13 protein-coding genes are annotated in these 15,018 nt (G+C 68.5%); 8 read left to right on the forward strand and 5 right to left on the reverse strand.

Going from position 1 to position 15,018, the window contains the following annotated elements; all coding sequences use genetic code 11:
* Positions 1 to 75: 75 nt before the first annotated feature.
* Together ACOQPE_RS12385 and ACOQPE_RS12390 are read left to right on the forward strand one after the other, a co-directional pair.
* Positions 76 to 858, forward strand: a complete 783-nt coding sequence (locus ACOQPE_RS12385; protein ID WP_419856318.1) for a crotonase/enoyl-CoA hydratase family protein — start codon at positions 76 to 78, stop codon at positions 856 to 858.
* Positions 855 to 1,469 carry a class I SAM-dependent methyltransferase gene (locus tag ACOQPE_RS12390; protein WP_420611391.1) on the forward strand — a complete coding sequence of 205 codons (615 nt, stop codon included), beginning with the start codon at positions 855 to 857 and terminating at the stop codon, positions 1,467 to 1,469. The genes ACOQPE_RS12385 and ACOQPE_RS12390 overlap by 4 nt, the downstream gene beginning before the upstream one ends.
* Before the next feature lie 3 nt (positions 1,470 to 1,472).
* Here ACOQPE_RS12390 and ACOQPE_RS12395 read toward each other — a convergent pair whose 3' ends face one another.
* The 4 genes from ACOQPE_RS12395 to ACOQPE_RS12410 all read right to left on the reverse strand — a co-directional run bounded on the left by ACOQPE_RS12395 (position 1,473) and on the right by ACOQPE_RS12410 (position 7,234).
* A complete protein-coding gene (locus tag ACOQPE_RS12395) occupies positions 1,473 to 1,775 on the reverse strand; it encodes a hypothetical protein (protein ID WP_323672729.1) in 303 nt (100 codons plus the stop codon).
* A gap of 71 nt (positions 1,776 to 1,846) precedes the next feature.
* Positions 1,847 to 3,520 (reverse strand): long-chain fatty acid--CoA ligase, encoded by a 1,674-nt coding sequence (locus tag ACOQPE_RS12400; RefSeq protein WP_420609212.1) that lies wholly within the window; start codon positions 3,518 to 3,520, stop codon positions 1,847 to 1,849.
* Positions 3,521 to 3,557: 37 nt separating this feature from the next.
* Positions 3,558 to 4,688 carry an epoxide hydrolase family protein gene (locus tag ACOQPE_RS12405; RefSeq protein ID WP_420609213.1) on the reverse strand — a complete coding sequence of 377 codons (1,131 nt, stop codon included), beginning with the start codon at positions 4,686 to 4,688 and terminating at the stop codon, positions 3,558 to 3,560.
* 170 nt (positions 4,689 to 4,858) lie between these two features.
* Positions 4,859 to 7,234, reverse strand: coding sequence for a CoA transferase (locus ACOQPE_RS12410; protein WP_420609214.1), 2,376 nt, complete (start codon positions 7,232 to 7,234; stop codon positions 4,859 to 4,861).
* 101 nt (positions 7,235 to 7,335) lie between these two features.
* On the opposite strand from ACOQPE_RS12410, the gene ACOQPE_RS12415 reads away from it, so the two are divergent.
* Complete coding sequence (locus ACOQPE_RS12415; protein WP_420609215.1) at positions 7,336 to 8,223, forward strand: polysaccharide deacetylase family protein; 888 nt, start codon at positions 7,336 to 7,338, stop codon at positions 8,221 to 8,223.
* A gap of 154 nt (positions 8,224 to 8,377) precedes the next feature.
* The gene (gene hisC, locus ACOQPE_RS12420) at positions 8,378 to 9,469 is read left to right on the forward strand and encodes a histidinol-phosphate transaminase (protein ID WP_420609216.1); all 1,092 of its coding nucleotides are present in this window, start codon (positions 8,378 to 8,380) and stop codon (positions 9,467 to 9,469) included.
* Positions 9,470 to 9,495: 26 nt separating this feature from the next.
* On the opposite strand, the gene ACOQPE_RS12425 is transcribed toward hisC, so the two are convergent.
* Positions 9,496 to 10,968 (reverse strand): pyridoxal-dependent decarboxylase, encoded by a 1,473-nt coding sequence (locus ACOQPE_RS12425; protein ID WP_420609217.1) that lies wholly within the window; start codon positions 10,966 to 10,968, stop codon positions 9,496 to 9,498.
* 86 nt (positions 10,969 to 11,054) lie between these two features.
* On the opposite strand from ACOQPE_RS12425, the gene ACOQPE_RS12430 reads away from it, so the two are divergent.
* From ACOQPE_RS12430 to ACOQPE_RS12445, 4 genes are all read left to right on the forward strand, one after another.
* Complete coding sequence (locus ACOQPE_RS12430; RefSeq protein WP_419856325.1) at positions 11,055 to 12,125, forward strand: phosphotransferase family protein; 1,071 nt, start codon at positions 11,055 to 11,057, stop codon at positions 12,123 to 12,125.
* A gap of 6 nt (positions 12,126 to 12,131) precedes the next feature.
* Positions 12,132 to 12,797 carry a uracil-DNA glycosylase gene (ung, locus tag ACOQPE_RS12435; protein ID WP_420609218.1) on the forward strand — a complete coding sequence of 222 codons (666 nt, stop codon included), beginning with the start codon at positions 12,132 to 12,134 and terminating at the stop codon, positions 12,795 to 12,797.
* Between the two features lie 133 nt (positions 12,798 to 12,930).
* Entirely contained in the window at positions 12,931 to 13,221 is a 291-nt protein-coding gene (locus ACOQPE_RS12440; protein WP_420609219.1) for a DUF1330 domain-containing protein, read from the forward strand.
* 46 nt (positions 13,222 to 13,267) lie between these two features.
* Positions 13,268 to 14,992: a uracil-xanthine permease family protein gene (locus tag ACOQPE_RS12445; RefSeq protein ID WP_420609220.1), complete on the forward strand. Its 1,725-nt coding sequence runs from the start codon at positions 13,268 to 13,270 to the stop codon at positions 14,990 to 14,992.
* The last annotated feature ends 26 nt before the right edge of the window (positions 14,993 to 15,018 follow it).

Genomic DNA, 15,018 nt, shown 5'->3' on the forward strand with positions numbered 1-15,018 from the left:
CGCTGCCGGGGCCGCCGGCACCGGCGCCATACGCGGGTGCACTCCGGTGTACCCGCCTGAGACAGAGGAATCCCGGTGAGCGAAGAACCCCTGGTTTTGGTCGAACAGCGCGGCTACGTGCAGATCCTCACGCTGAACCGCCCGGATGCGATGAACGCTTTCAACATGGCGCTCTCAGAAGCGCTCGGCGAGGCACTTGACGAGCTCGATGCCAATCCCGATGTGCGTGTCGGCGTGATCACCGGCGCAGGGCGGGGATTCAGCGCAGGCATGGATCTCAAGGCATTCGTCAGCGGCGGCGGGATCGATGCGATGCCGAACCCGGCTGGCCGCGGCTTCGGGGGCATCGCTGAGCGCAGCGCGGCCAAGCCGCTCATTGCCGCGGTGGAGCGCTTTGCCCTGGCGGGAGGGCTGGAAGTGGCACTGTCATGCGATCTGATCGTGGCGTCGGAAGGCACCATGCTCGGCATTCCCGAGGTAGGCGTCGGGCTGTTCGCAGGTGCCGGCGCGCTGCTGCGCCTGCCGCGCCAGCTTCCCTACAGCCTGGCCATGGAGATGGCGCTGACCGCCGAGCCGATCACCGCCGAAGTGGCGCAGCAGCACGGCATGGTGAACCGGGTGTGCCCGAAGGGCGAGGCAGTGAACGTGGCCGTCGAGCTCGGCGAGCGCATCGCCCGCAATGCGCCGAAGGGCGTGCGTGCCTCCAAGGCGCTGATCCGCAATGTGCTGGGCGTGTCCGAAGACGACTTCTGGGCATTCCAGCAGCCCGCACTCGAGGATGTCTTTGCGTCGTCGGATGCCATCGAGGGCGCGACCGCCTTTGCCGAGCGGCGCGACCCGAACTGGGAGGACCGCTGAGCCGTTGGGCTGAACGAGGCGACATACCCCGCGGCGCCGACTACGACGACCGCTGGGCCCGCAAGGCGGCGCGTGGCGAATCGATTCACGGCGAAGCCGACTTGGTCGATTCGCTGCTGCCGCGAGGCGGCAGCGTGCTTGATGCAGGGTGCGGCACCGGCCGGGTCGCCATCGAGCTGGCCCGGCGCGGCCACCACGTCGTGGGCGTCGACTTGGACCCCGCCATGCTCGACCTCGCACGCAACAAGGCGCCCGAGCTTGCGTGGATCCAGGGCGACCTGGCCAGCACCGTCATATCGAGGGATTCCGGCATTTCGGGCGACACCGGCGAGCGGCGGCTGTTCGACGCTGCGGTGGCCGCGGGCAACGTGATGATCTTCCTCGAACGCGGCACCGAGGCCGCGGTGGTGGCCAACATCGCTTCGCACCTGCGGCCCGGGGGTGCGCTCGTGGCGGGCTTCCAGCTCAGCGACGGCTACCTGGCGCTGCACGTGTACGACGCACTCGCCGAACGCAACGGGCTCGAGCTTGAGGCCCGCTACTCAACGTGGGAAGGCGCCCCGTTCGACGGCGGCGACTACGCGGTGTCGGTCCACCGCCTCGCAGGCTGACGCTCAGTCGGTAGGCAGGCGGGCGAGGAGCTCGATCTTGCGCTCCTCGTACTCGTCGAAGCTGATCTCGTCGTTGTCGAATTGGGTCTGCACCTCTTCGACAAGGCGGATCAGATCTGCCGCAGACAGCTCCTCGTCGAGGTTGCCGTCGAGCACAGCGCCCGTGCCCTCGGGCTCAGGCGTCTCGTTGACCAGCGGACCGCTCTGGGGAATCTTGCCCATGCGCTTGGCGCGCTTGGCCTCGGCCTTCGCCTTCTTGGCCCGGTCCCTCTGCAGTTTCTCGAACGTTGTGCGACCGGCAGCCATGTCAATACCTCGCGTCTGTCCAGCGGACCATGCTACTGGCGACCTGCCCCAATCCGAATGCAGGCGAGAGGTCAGCCGGAGGGCCAGGCGTGGTCGGCATAGTGGGTGCGCAGGAGTTTCTTGTCGATCTTTCCTGTGCCCGTCAGCGGGATCTCGTCTGCGACGACGATGTCGTCGGGAAGCCACCACGACGCCACCCGGGGCCTGATCGCGTCGAGCACGGCGCCGGCATCGAGGGTGGCACCGGCAGCGAGCTCGACGATGAGCAGCGGCCGTTCGCCCCAGCGCTCGTGCGGCAGGCCGATGACCGCAGCGGCCGCCACACCGGGCGCAACGAGCGCAGCATTCTCCAGCTCGATCGAGCTGATCCACTCGCCGCCGCTCTTGATGACATCCTTCGATCGGTCGGTCAGTGTCAGGTAGCCCTCGGCGTCGAGAGCACCCACGTCGCCCGTGCGCAGCCACCCGCCCTCGGCGGGCGACAGGTGCGAGTCGGCGAACGCGCCGGGGTCGGCGAGTTCGCCGAGGTAGTACGCGCCGCACATCCACGGACCCCGTGCCTGTATCTCGCCGACGCTGCGACCGTCATGGGGCAAGACGTTGCCTTGGGCGTCGACCACGCGCAGCTCGATGCCATACAGCTCGCGGCCGGCTTTGGCTTGGCGGTCGCGCTGGGCGTCACGATCGCTGCGCTCGACCCGGTGCGTGAACCGACCCGACGTGCCCTGGGTCATCTCGGTCATTCCCCAGACGTGGCTGACCGTGACGCCGTAATCGTCCTCGAGCGTGTCGATGAGCACCCGTGGCGCGGCTGAACCTCCGACAGCCACTTTCTGCAAGGAGGGCACGCTTCGACCCGTGTCCTGCAGGTACTGCACGACGCCGAGCCAGATCGTGGGCACTCCCGCCGAGAACGTGATGTCCTCGGCTTCGATGAGATTCACGAGGGCCTCGGGGCTGAGGTCGGGGCCTGGCAGCACGAGCTTTGCGCCGCTCATCGCGGTGGCGAACGGCAGTGCCCAGCCGTTGACGTGGAACATCGGCACGGTGCCGAGCACGGCGTGGCCCGAGTGGACGTCGTGGCCGTCGCCGGTGCAGGTGGCCCAGGTCTGCAGCACGATCGACCGGTGGCTCTGCAGCACGCCCTTGGGGTTGCCGGTGGTGCCCGACGTGTAGCAGAGCGTTGCGGCCGCACGCTCGTCGAAGTCGGGCCACGCCGCAGGGCCCGGTGCGCCTGCGATCCAGTCCTCGTACGCGATCTCGCCGGGAAGGCCCGCAGGCGCATCGAGCCGGCCGAGCACCACCCAGCGGCGAACCGTCGGCGTGCGCGGGGCGAGGCGCACAGCGATCTCGACAAACGACTGGTCGACCAGCACCACGCTGTCGGCGGCGTCATTGAGGATGAAGGCGAGCTGGTCGTCATGCAGCCGGGGGTTGACGGTGTGCAGCACGGCGCCGATGCCGGTGATGCCGTAGTAGGCCTCCAGGTGGCGGTGGTCGTTGCACGCAATGGTCGCGAAGCGTTCGCCTGGCCCGATGCCGTCGGCGACCAGCGCTCCGGACACCAGCCGGGCCCGCTCGGCCACCTCCCGCCAAGTACTGCGCGTGGTGACCCCCGCCGAGTCCACAGACACCACATCGGTGCCGGCATGGCTGCGGGCCGCATAGGAAATGAGGCTCGAGACCAGCAGCGGCCGATCCATGGTGTCGCCGAGCAGCATGGGCTCGGCGGGCCCTGTCGTCATCGGCGACGACTCGATGCCAGCCGCCGTGGGCCTCCGCTCATCGGAGCAGGCTGAAGAAGGCGCGCACGTCGTCGACGAACAGCTCGGGCTGCTCGAAGGCTGCGAAGTGGCCGCCCGCGGGCATGTCGGTCCAGTGACGGATGTCGGAGTAGATCGGCTCAGACCATGAGCGCACCGGGGGGATGATCTCGGCCGGGAACTTGGCAACGCCGGTCGGAACGTCCACTGTCATGCGGGGGAGCTGCCGGAAGCTCTCCCAGTACAGGCGGCCCGACGAGGCTGCGTTGGCGTTCAGCCAGTACAGCATGACGTTGTCGAGCATCTCGTCGCGGCCCAGCGTGTTCTCTGGATGCCCGTCGCAGTCGGTCCAGGCCCAGAACTTCTCCAGGATCCACGCTGCCTGCCCGGCAGGCGAATCGGTGAGGCCGTAGCCCAGCGTCTGGGGGCGGGTGGACTGCTGCTTCGAATAGCCGGAGTCCCAATCGTTGTAGTGCTTGGCCTTGGTGAGGGCCGCAATCTCCTCGTCGTTGGGCTCACGATCCTTGGGGCGGCTGCCGCGCATCACCATGTTCAGGTGGATGCCGATGCAGCGGTCGGGGTGACGGCTGCCGAGCGCGCTGGTGACCGCTGATCCCCAGTCGCCGCCTTGCGCGCCGAAGCGGTCGTAGCCCAAGCCGGTCATGAGCTCGGCCCAGCAGTCGGCGATCTTCTCGATGCCCCAGCCGGGCTCGGTCGGCTTGGCGCTGAAGCCGTACCCGGGCAGCGATGGGCAGATCACATGGAAGGCATCGGACGCATTGCCGCCGTGTGCGACCGGATCGGCGAGCGGCTCGATGACCTTGTGGAACTCCACCACCGAGCCGGGCCAGCCGTGAGTGATGACGATCGGCATCGCGTCGGGCTCGGGGGAGCGGACGTGGATGAAGTGCACGTCCATGCCGTCGACGTCGGCCATGTACTGGTCGAACCGGTTGAGCGCGGCTTCGCTGGCTCGCCAGTCGTAGGTGTTGGCCCAGTAGTCGCAGACTTCCTGGACGTAGGCGAGGGGGATGCCTTGGGACCAGTCCTCCACCGGTTCGGCGTCTGGCCAGCGGGTTCTTGCCAGGCGGTCCCGCAGGTCTGCTAGCTGTTCGTCCGGGACGTTGATCTGGAACGGTTCGATCTGCATCCGAGCACGGTAGTCCGCTGGGTGTGCTCGCTCCCGGGGTGTGCGAGGGCAGGCGCGCCCGTGCTTCAAACAGATGCGGCGCCTTTGCGCTGGCGCGGGGTTGCAGGGGCGCCGCATAACTGCGCGCGGCCGCACCTGCCCTCGCACACCCCTACCTGCCGTCGTGCGCTTCAGTCGTAGATGAAGCCGAGCTCGGCGGGGGGCGGGAGCTCACCGCCGATGTGGCCGCCGGTGCGGAGGTCGGCAATCTGCTTCTCGCTGAGGCCGGCTACTTCGGTCATGACCTCGTTGGTGTGTTGGTCGAAGCGGGGGGAGGGGCCGGCTTGGTTCGGGCGGACTCCATCCAGAGTGAACGGTGACGCGATGTGGCGCATGGGGCCTGTTACTGGGTGATCGACTAGCTCTATGCGGTTGGCGACTGGTTGGTGGTCGGGTGCGGTCCATGGGTCCCAGCAGAACTCGGTGCGGGCGCTGGCGGCGTGCAGCGCCGTTTGCAGGTCAGCGCGGGTCCGGGCCGGTTGGCCGCCGTTGTTCTTGATCTCTTCGAGCAGGCCCTCGATCACGTTGACGGCGTTGTGGCCACGGGCAGGATCGTCGGCCGATCCGTCGGCGATTACGGCTAGGTATCCGTCGGTGCCTCTTATGAAGCCGCTCCAGGCGGTGTTGGGTTCCCGGTTTCCCATGCGGCCGATGTCTCGGCCGGTTGTGGAGGCGAGTACGAGTGCTTCGCCGCTGTGCTGCCAGGTTCCTTCTTGCTGGGAGACGTCGATTTCTATGCCTCGACCGGTGTGCTCGGCGTGGTGCAGTCCGCTCAGCAGGGCGAAACCGGCGGTGATGCCGGCGATCGGGTCGGGGAAGTAGATGTTGGAGATGCGGGCGCCTTCGTGCTCGTAGCCCTGCCGGTGACCCATCCCGCCCATGGCCTCGATGATCGAGCCGAATCCCACAGCGCCCGCATAGGGGCCGTCGACGCCGAACGCGGGCATGCGCACCAGCACGATGCGTGGGTTGACCTCGGCCAGCGTCTCGAAGTCGAGCCCGAGCTGGGGCAGCACGTGGGCCGAGAAGTTGGCGACCAGAGCGTCGCAGTTGCGCACCAGCTCCATGAAGGCGGCGCGGCCCTCGGGCGTGGCGAGCGTGACGACGCAGTCGCGCTTGCCCTTGTTGACGGCGTTGAAATGCCCGCCTGCCTCGTAGAAGCGATTGTCGTGGACGAGATGCTCGAGGCCGGGCGCCATGCCGTGGTCGTAGGGCCGCTGGGTGCGGAAGCCGTCGAAGGGGTTCTGCGCCTCGATCTTGATGACGTCGATGCCGAGCGGTGTGAGCAGGTTGCCGATGTACGGCCCGGCCCACGCAATGGTCATCTCGATCACCCGCAGCGCACGCGCGGGTCGCAGTGCCGCCGTGGGCGTATCGGCAGCCGGGCATGCGTCGGCACCCCGATCGCTCACTCGTTGCATCGGCACGGGCAGGCCTGGTGCGGCGAAGGGCTGGATGGGCGCCAAGGCGGTTGCTGCTGGTGTCTCGACTTCGCCGAGGAAGCCGCGGTCGGCGAGATGTTCGTCTGCCAGCGCGTCGAGCGGCGTCATCACCATGCCGACTGCCCAGGGCGTCTCGAGCGCGAACTGGAACAGCTCCCGCTTGGTGCGGGCGGCATACCAGGGCTCGATGACCTCGCGGATCTTGTCGATGTGGCGGGCTCGGCGGTGGCGGTGGCTCAACTCGGGATCGTCGATCCACTCGGGCATGCCGAGATGCAGGCACTGCATCTCCCAGTCGTCCCGCCGGATCGAACCCGGGCACACGTAGCCGTCGGCGCAGCGGATCGCACCCGACGGATAGGCCGTGGGCGGGTGCGGCCCCACCAGCGGCCGGCGCCGCTGGCAGTGCAGCGAATCGCAATAGCAGAGCTCGACGGCAGTCAGCAGCGCCCCCAGCCACGACACGTCCACGTGCGTCTCGGGCCGTCGCCGGATGAGGTGCGCGGCCCAGGCGGCAAGACCGCCTGCGCAGTACTGGGCCTGCCAGCCCGGAAGGCGCAGCGGTTCGGCACCCTCGTCGCCGTTGAAGCCCAGGAAGCCCGTGGCGGTCTGCACCAGCAGCTCGTCGGCGATGACGCCAGGGTCGCCGGCGTCAGCACCCCAGGCCGTCACCGTCACGAGCTTGGGCACGCGTTCGCCCTCGGCCGCACCGGCGGCCATCCGCTGGGGATCCCACGGTCCGCCGGCAAGCCCGGCCAGCGTGTCGCTGGCGATCACCACGTCCGGCCACGACCCCTCCACGCTGTCGGCGGCGCAGTTCAGCTTCGCCGCATTCAGATGCACATACAGCGGGCTGATCTCATCGGGCCCCAGCGGGACATCGTCAACCGGTTGACTCCGTGCAGGGTCCCCGCCCGGCGGCTCCACCTTGACCACGGTGGCCCCCGCACCCGCCAGCAGCCGTCCGGCATACGGCCCTGCGATGCCGGTGGCCAGCTCCAGCACACGCATCCCCGCGAGCGGCGGCGGCACAGTCTCGGCGGCTCCATCGGCCGGGGCAGGCATCGGATCACGGTACCGCCCGGCGGCCCCGGCACACCGGGCCGACATCGGGGCTGCCGTGCTTGCTGTGGCGGGCTCAGACGGGGGTTCAGTAGGGTCCGAAGATGAACTCCGAACAACCGTCCAACGGTCAGCACAACGGCGTCACCGTCTGTCTGAGCTTCGACTTCGATGCGGTCTCGATCTGGACCGGCCCCCGAGGGTCACGATCGCCCAACCTGACCGCCCGCGGCGAGTTCGCCACCATCGGCGCGCACCGCCTGCTCGACCTGCTCGACGAACGCAGCCTCCCGTCCACCTGGTTCATCCCCGGCCACACCATCGACACCTTCGGCGACGTGTGCGCCCGGGTGGCTTCCGACGGTCACGAGGTGGGCTACCACGGCTACTGCCACGAAGCCCCGTCATCGAAGCGGGACGAAGCCGACGAGCGGGCCATCCTGACCCGTTCGATGGACTGCCTGGAACGGCTCGCTGGCGGGCCGCCGGTCGGGCACCGGGTGCCGGGCGGCAACTGCGGCGACCGCTGGATCAGCCTGCTCATCGAGCACGGCTTCTCCTACGACTCCTCCATGGCCCGCAACGACTACGCGGCCACGTGGTGCCGGCTGGGCGACGTGCCCACCACCGACGGCCCGCACCAGTTCGGCGACGAGGTCGACTTGGTGCAGCTGCCGTTCGACTGGATCCTCGACGACTGGCCGTACTTCAGCTACGACGGGCCGACCGTGCAGGGGCTGCGCACGCCCGATCACGTCTATGACGTGTGGTCGGCCGAGTTCGACTACCTGAACGACCGGGTCGGCAGCGGGGTGTTCGTGCTCACCATGCACCCTCAGTGCATCGGGCGGGGCAGCCGGATGCTGATGCTCGAGCGGCTCATCGATCACATGGCGGCGCAGCCGGGCGTGACGTTCGCCACCATGGCCCAGGTCGCCGACGACTTCCGGGCTGCTGCCACGCCGGGGGACCGCGCCGGTCGTCGCCTGTAGCCGGCGGTCTGCGGACCACAGCCAGCAGCCAGCGGGTAGCTTGCCGCCGACACGGCGACATGCTGGTGCGGCTGGCGCATGGGGGAATGCTGATGCTGGCGCATCACGAGGCAATGCTGATGCTGGCGCATCACGGGAGCGGGAAGGCGAGCGCATGATCGGACGACCGAGAGCGGCGGTGGAGGGCCTTCCGCAGTACAAGCCCGGCCGCTCCGCGGCGCAGGCCGAAGCCGAGCACAACCTGGTTGAGGCGATCAAGCTGGCATCCAACGAGAACGCCAACGATCCGCTCCCGTCGGTGGCCAAGGCAGTGTCCGAGGCCGCCTTGGGCATGAATCGCTATCCCGACCATCGCTGCATGGAGGTGCGCGAGGCGCTGGCCGACCGGCACGGCGTCGGGCTGGATGAGGTCACGGTGGGCTCCGGTTCGGTGGGGGTGCTGCAGCAGCTGTTCGCCGCCTACATCGATCCCGGTGACGAGGTGGTGTATCCGTGGCGTTCCTTCGAGGTGCACCCGGTGTTCTGCGTCATCTCGGGCGCTCAGGCGATGACGGTGCCGCTGGTCGACCACGCGTTCGATCTTGACGGCGTCGCCGCCGCGGTAACCGACCGCACCAAGATCGTTGTGCTCTCCACGCCGAACAACCCCACCGGCACGGTTTGCAGCACCGCGGAGCTGCAGCGCCTGCTGGCAGCGGTGCCGCCCTATGTGATCGTGGTGATCGACGAGGCCTACCGGGAATTCGTCACCGATCCCGCCGTGGCCGACCCGATCCAGACGGTGCTGCCGGACCACCCCAACGCCTTGGTGCTGCGCACGTTCTCCAAGGCGTACGGCTTGGCCAACCTGCGCGTCGGCTACGGCGTCGGGCACCCCGATGTCATCGGTGCGCTCGACAAGGTGGCGCTGCCGTTCATCGTGAGCGGTATCGCTCAGGTAGCGGCGCTGGCTTCGCTCGAACCGCAGGCCGGCACCGAGCTGGAGGAGCGTGTCGCCGGCATCCTGGCCGAGCGCGACCGCGTCAGCGCTGCGATGTCCGATCTGGGCTGGCCCGTGGTGCCCAGCCAAGCCAACTTCGTGTACCTGCCGGTCGGCGATGGGGCGATGGAACTGTTCGTCCGGCTGGAGAAGCAGGGTTTGGTGACTCGCCCCTTCGAGGGCGAGGGCGTGCGCATCAGCCTGGGCACTCCGGCCCAGAACGACCGGCTGCTGGCAGCGCTCGGACCGTTCGACCGGACCAGCTGAGCCGCGCCGGTCGAGTCAGGCCGCGGCTAGACGGCGGCCTCGCTGATCGCCTTCCACAGCAGGTCCATCTGGGTGCGGTCGGTGCGCGACTGGCCAACTGCCACCCGGATGATGCTGCGCCCGTCGAGCTTCGACGGGGTCAGGTAGGCCACGCCGCTGTCGTTCACCGCTGCCGCGACGGCGTCGGTGGCGCGGTCGGCAGCCTCGGCCGCCGCATCGCCGTCGGCCGCAGCGCGGCAGCGGAAGCACACCAGCGAGAACGGGTGCGGGGCCACGATCTCGAACCGGTCGTCTTCGCGAAGCCGCTGCGCAAACTCCTGGGCCATGGTCACGTGATGGCGCACCATCTGGCGGATCCCCGTTGCGCCGTAGCTGCGCAGCACCCACCACAGCTTGAGGGCCCGGAAGCGCCGGCCCAGCGGCACTTGCCAGTTGCGGTAGTCGATCACGTTGCCGGCATCGCTCTGGGTGTTGCGCAGGTAGGGCGGGTCGATCGACAGAGCGTCAGTCAGCGCCGCCTTGTCGGCGACGAAGAAGGCCGAGCAGTCGAAGTTCACCATCATCCACTTGTGCGGGTTGAACACGTAGCTGTCGACGAGCTCGACGCCGTCCTGGTGATGGCGGAACTCGGGACAGATCATCGCTGTGCCCGCGTACGCCGCGTCGACGTGGTGCCACAGGCTGTGCTTGATCGCGACGTCAGCGATGGCTTGCACGGGGTCGACCGCGGTGGTGCCGGTGGTGCCGATCGTCGAGCCAACGAAGGCCGGCACCAGCCCCGCGGCGAGGTCGGCTTCGATCGCTGACGCCAGGGCATCGGGGCGCATCGCCAGGCTCTCGTCGGTGTCGATGAGGCGCACGGTGCCGAAGCCGGCCACGTTGGCGCCCTTCTCCACAGAGCTGTGCGCTTGCGCCGAGGTGTAGGCCACCATCTGCGTCGCGGGCTGGCCGCCGCGCTCGGCAGCGCGGTGGCGGGCCGCCACCAGCGCGACGTGGGTGGCGTCCGACGCGCTGCCCTGCAGCACGCCGCCGCCGCTGGCCGTCGTCTTCCAGTGCTCAGGCAAGTCGAGCAGGTCGACGAGCCAATCCAGCATGTGGCTCTCGACCTCGGTCAGCGCCGGCGAGGCCGCCCACAGCAGACCGATCAGCCCGAGACCGGCCGACACCGTGTCTGCCAGCACCGAGGGCGGCGAGTTGTTGGCGGGGAAGTAGGCGAACCAGCCTGGGTGCTGCCAGTGGGTGACACCTGGCACGACCACCCGATCCAGATCGGCAAGCAGGTCGTCGAACGGCTCGGGTTCTTCGGGCGCGGACTGGGGCAGCAGCTCCCTGATGTCACCCGGCTGCACGCTCGAGGCCACCGGCAGCGACTCGATGCGCTCCCAGTAGTCGGCGATCCAGTCGATGACCGCCCGTCCGTGCTCACGGAACTCCTCCGGCGTCATGTGCGGCGGAGGCGAGGTCGGCCCCGCGGACCCATTGGGCTCGGTCGCGTCCATGGTGCCGACGCTACTTGTGGCCCATCTCTGAGCCGCCGCCGGTCGTTGCCGTAGTGTGTGCGGGCTGAGCGAGAAGGAGGGGCGCGATGACCGACGGGGCGGCAGGCGCAGCTGCGACTTCGGGTGTCGTCGGGTACGACGTTCCCGCCGTCGAAGCGTGGATCAGCGAGAACGTCGACGGTCTCGAGCCGCCGTTCGACTGGACGCAGCTCGAAGGCGGCCACAGCAACCTCACCTACAAGCTGACCGCCGCCGACGGCATCACGGCGGTGGTGCGCCGCCCGCCCATGGGCGAGCTGCTGCCCAAGGCACACGACATGGGGCGGGAGTTCACGATCATCAGCGGTCTGGGGCCCACGGATGTGCCGGTGGCCATCGCGTACGGCTACTGCGAGAGCCCCGACGTGACCGGGGCGCACTTCTACGTCATGAGCTACGTCGAGGGCAAGCCGCTCTTCGAGTCTGCCGATGCCCGCGAGCACCTGACTGCCGAGGGCCGGGCCCATGTGGGCATGTCGTTCATGGACGTGCTGGCGGCGCTGCACTCGGTGGATCCCGACGACGTCGGGCTGGGCGAGCTGGGCAAGAAGGAGGACTACGTCGGGCGGCAGATCCGCACGTGGTACCGCTCGTGGACCGCCTCGGCCGAGTCGGCCTCGTACGACACGCCGGTCGTGCATGAACTGCACGATTTCCTGCAGGAGCGCAAGCCAATCCAGGGTCCCGCCCGGGTGGTGCACGGCGATTACGGGCTGCACAACTGCCTGTTCAACCCCGCCGGCGAGCTGCAGGCGGTGCTCGACTGGGAGATCTCCACCCTCGGCGATCCGCTTGCCGACTTCGCCTATGCGCTGAACAGCTGGACCGAGCCGAGCGACGACATCCTGGAAGGCTCCGACCCTCCGACGCTGGTTGACGGCTTCGTCGGCCGCGCCGACCTCATCGAGCGCTACGAGCAGCAAACCGGCGCCGACTTGTCAGACCTGGCGTACTACGTCAGCTTCAATCACTGGAAGTCGGCCTGCATCATCCACGGCGTGTATGCCCGCTACATGCGCGGCCAGAAGCCTGCCGACGATGTCGACTTGGACCTGTACCGGGCACGCATCGGGCGGGGCATCGAGCTGTCGGCCGCCGCCGCCGAGACGATCTCCTAGCGGGGCATGCCGCGCACCGACTGGAACCCGATCCTCCGGGGGGAATTCGACAAGCCGTACTGGCCGATCCTGCAGCAGTTCGTGGCCGACGAGCGTGCCCAAGGCGCGGTGTACCCGCCGCACGACCAAGTCTTCGCCGCGCTGCACTTGACGCCCTACGCCGATGTGAAGGTGCTGATCCTCGGCCAGGACCCCTACCACGGCCCCCGCCAGGCGCACGGGCTGTGCTTCTCGGTGCCGCATGGCATCCAGCAGCCGCCGTCGCTGCAGAACATCTTCGCCGAGCTGCGCGACGACCTCGGCGTCGAGCCGCCGTCGCACGGGAACCTTGAGGGGTGGGCGCGCCAGGGCGTGCTGCTGCTGAACGCGTTCCTGACCGTGCGTGCCCGTCAAGCTGCCTCGCACCGTTCGGCCGGCTGGGAGACGTTCACCGACGAGGTGATCCGGGCGGTCAGCGCCAAGCCCGAGCGCGTGGTGTTCATTTTGTGGGGCGCGTTCGCTCGACGCAAGAAATCGTTCGTCGACCTGACCCGCCATGTGGTCATCGAGTCGGCCCATCCGTCGCCGCTCAGCGCGCATAACGGATTCTTCGGCAGCAAGCCGTTCAGCCGGGCCAACGCCGCCCTCGCAGCCGCCGGCCGCCAGCCAATTGACTGGAGCCTGCCCGACTGACGCGGCGTCAGCCTTCAGTCATGCAGCGCTCTGTTAGTTTCGGAGCACCGTTCGAGCCCGGTCGGCTTCGCTGAGCGAGCCGGATGCAGATCGGGTGAGTTCTCAGGGGTCGCAGCAACGGGGGGTGCATCGAATGGCTGCCTACATGATCGTGGTGGACAGCGAGGTGCATGATCGCGAACAGGCAGACAGTCTCTCGCTGCGCATCGCCGAGTGCATCGAAGCCCGCGGCGGCAAGTACCTGATCCGCGGCACTCCGACCCTGTCTCTGGGGCCCGGTGCGCCCCCGGCGAGCATCACCGTCTCGGAGTTCGAGACCTTGGAGGACCTCAAGGCGGCATTCGGGCAGGACGATGTGATCAAGCTCCGATTGGAACGCCGCGCATCAGTCGAGTCGGTGGCATTCATGGTGGAGGGCCTGTAGGCGACGCGGCACTCGCCGACAGGCCTCGCGCTGGCTCCACAACTCAGTGACAACAGACGACGCCTCCGTCCTCTACGAGCCGAATGATCGGTTGCCTGCCGGCCTGACGCTGGGCATGGGGCTGCAGGGCCTCCTGTTGTCGGTCACGACCACCGCGCTGACGATCTCGCTATTTGCCAACGCGGTCGGACTCGACGATGACGACCGTTCGTGGATGATCTTCGCGGCGCTTGCCGTCAACGGTGTCGCCACCGCAGCGCAGTCGACGCGCGGCGGGCCGATCGGCTGCGGGCACGTTCTCATGGTCGGCACAGCACCGTCGTACCTCGCTGTCACGCTGCTCGCCGCTGAGCGGTCCGACGCACGCACGTTGGCCACGCTCATCGTTGTGTCGTCGTGCGTCCAGTTCATTCTGGCGAAATGGCTGCCCCGAGCCCGGCAGATCATCACACCGTCGGTTGGCGGCATCGTGCTGATGCTGATAGCGGTCACCGTCGCCGGCGTGGCCGTTGGCAGGCTGGCCGGACCGCCCGGCGGCACGGCGTCGAGTGCAGGCCCGGCCGTGGCGGCGCTCACCGTCGCCGTCGCTGCGATGCTGGGCTTGCGAGCGAAAGGCCGGGCGCGTCTGTGGTCGCCGCTCATCGGCATCGCAGTGGCGTGTGTCGTGGCGGCGCTGTTCGGCTTGTTCGACTCGACGAGGGTGTCGGCCGCTCGGTGGATTGCGCTGCCCGAACCGCAGCTGCCCGGTGTTGAACTGACCGCCAGCTCAGAGTTCTGGTCGCTGCTGCCGATGTTCGTGGTGGTGTCGATGGCTGCGGGGCTGCTCGCGATGAGCAGCGGAGTCATCATTCAGCAGGTCTCGTGGCAGAACCCGCCGGTGACGGACTTCCGTCTGGTTCAAGGCGCCATGAACACCAACGGCGCGGCGAGCCTGATCGGGGGCTTCTTCGGTGCGCTGCCCACCGTGGTGTACGGCCCGACGTCGGCGACCATGACGACGCTCACCGGAGTCGCATCGCGCCGGGTGGGATACAGCGTCGGCGCCATGCTGGTCGCTGTCGCATTCGCTCCGAAAGCCACAGCAGTGCTGGCCTCGATTCCCGATGCGGTTACGGCCGGCTACTTGCTGGTCATCATGGGCATGGTCTTCGTGGAGGGGATGCGGGCGGTAGCCAGGGAGGGCCTGACGCGCCACAGGGCCCTGATCGTGGGAATCTCGCTGGGGATCGGCTTCGGGTTGCAGGGCAGCAGCGTGGTGGCCGATCTGATCGGTGGGGCGTGGGGGGCGCTGCTTGGCAACGGCATGGTGGCGGGCACCATCGCGGCCATCGCCCTCACTGCATTCGTGGAGGTCAGCGGCCGGCGTCGCCAGCGGCTCGAGGTGGAGTTGCACATCGACTCGCTGGGGCCGATCAGCGAGTTCCTGGACTCGCTCGCCGCTGGGGCCGGGTGGAGCGAGGCGTCGCGCAATCGCCTACGCCTGGTCGGCGAGGAAGCCCTGGCGAGCCTGCTCGAGGATCGCGGCGACGAGTCTCACGCCCGACTGGTGGTGATCGCCCGGTCTGCCCCCAATTCGATCGAACTGCAGTTCTTGGCGGCGCTGGAGGAGCAGAATCTCGAAGAGCAGCTTGCCTGTCTCAGCGAGCGGGCCGAGGTGCCTGAGGAGCGGACGATCTCGCTGCACCTGCTGCGGCACTTCGCCTCGACGGTGCGGCACCGCAAGTACAGCGGGATCGACATCGTGACCGTCGAGGTCGACCGGTCCCGCTAGCGGGAGAGCGATACCCAGGCGCGCAA

The sequence above is a fragment of the Candidatus Poriferisodalis sp. genome (genome assembly GCF_965219595.1).
In the GTDB taxonomy this organism is placed as follows: Bacteria; Actinomycetota; Acidimicrobiia; order Acidimicrobiales; family Poriferisodalaceae; genus Poriferisodalis.

Coding starts and splice junctions, on each gene's coding strand:
- ACOQPE_RS12395 (WP_323672729.1), bottom strand. CDS start 1,775: ATGGCTGCCGGTCGCACAACGTTCGAGAAACTGCAGAGGGACCGGGCC.
- ACOQPE_RS12400 (WP_420609212.1), bottom strand. CDS start 3,520: ATGACGACAGGGCCCGCCGAGCCCATGCTGCTCGGCGACACCATGGAT.
- ACOQPE_RS12405 (WP_420609213.1), bottom strand. CDS start 4,688: ATGCAGATCGAACCGTTCCAGATCAACGTCCCGGACGAACAGCTAGCA.
- ACOQPE_RS12410 (WP_420609214.1), bottom strand. CDS start 7,234: ATGCCTGCCCCGGCCGATGGAGCCGCCGAGACTGTGCCGCCGCCGCTC.
- ACOQPE_RS12415 (WP_420609215.1), top strand. CDS start 7,336: ATGAACTCCGAACAACCGTCCAACGGTCAGCACAACGGCGTCACCGTC.
- hisC (WP_420609216.1), top strand. CDS start 8,378: ATGATCGGACGACCGAGAGCGGCGGTGGAGGGCCTTCCGCAGTACAAG.
- ACOQPE_RS12425 (WP_420609217.1), bottom strand. CDS start 10,968: ATGGACGCGACCGAGCCCAATGGGTCCGCGGGGCCGACCTCGCCTCCG.
- ACOQPE_RS12430 (WP_419856325.1), top strand. CDS start 11,055: ATGACCGACGGGGCGGCAGGCGCAGCTGCGACTTCGGGTGTCGTCGGG.
- ung (WP_420609218.1), top strand. CDS start 12,132: ATGCCGCGCACCGACTGGAACCCGATCCTCCGGGGGGAATTCGACAAG.
- ACOQPE_RS12440 (WP_420609219.1), top strand. CDS start 12,931: ATGGCTGCCTACATGATCGTGGTGGACAGCGAGGTGCATGATCGCGAA.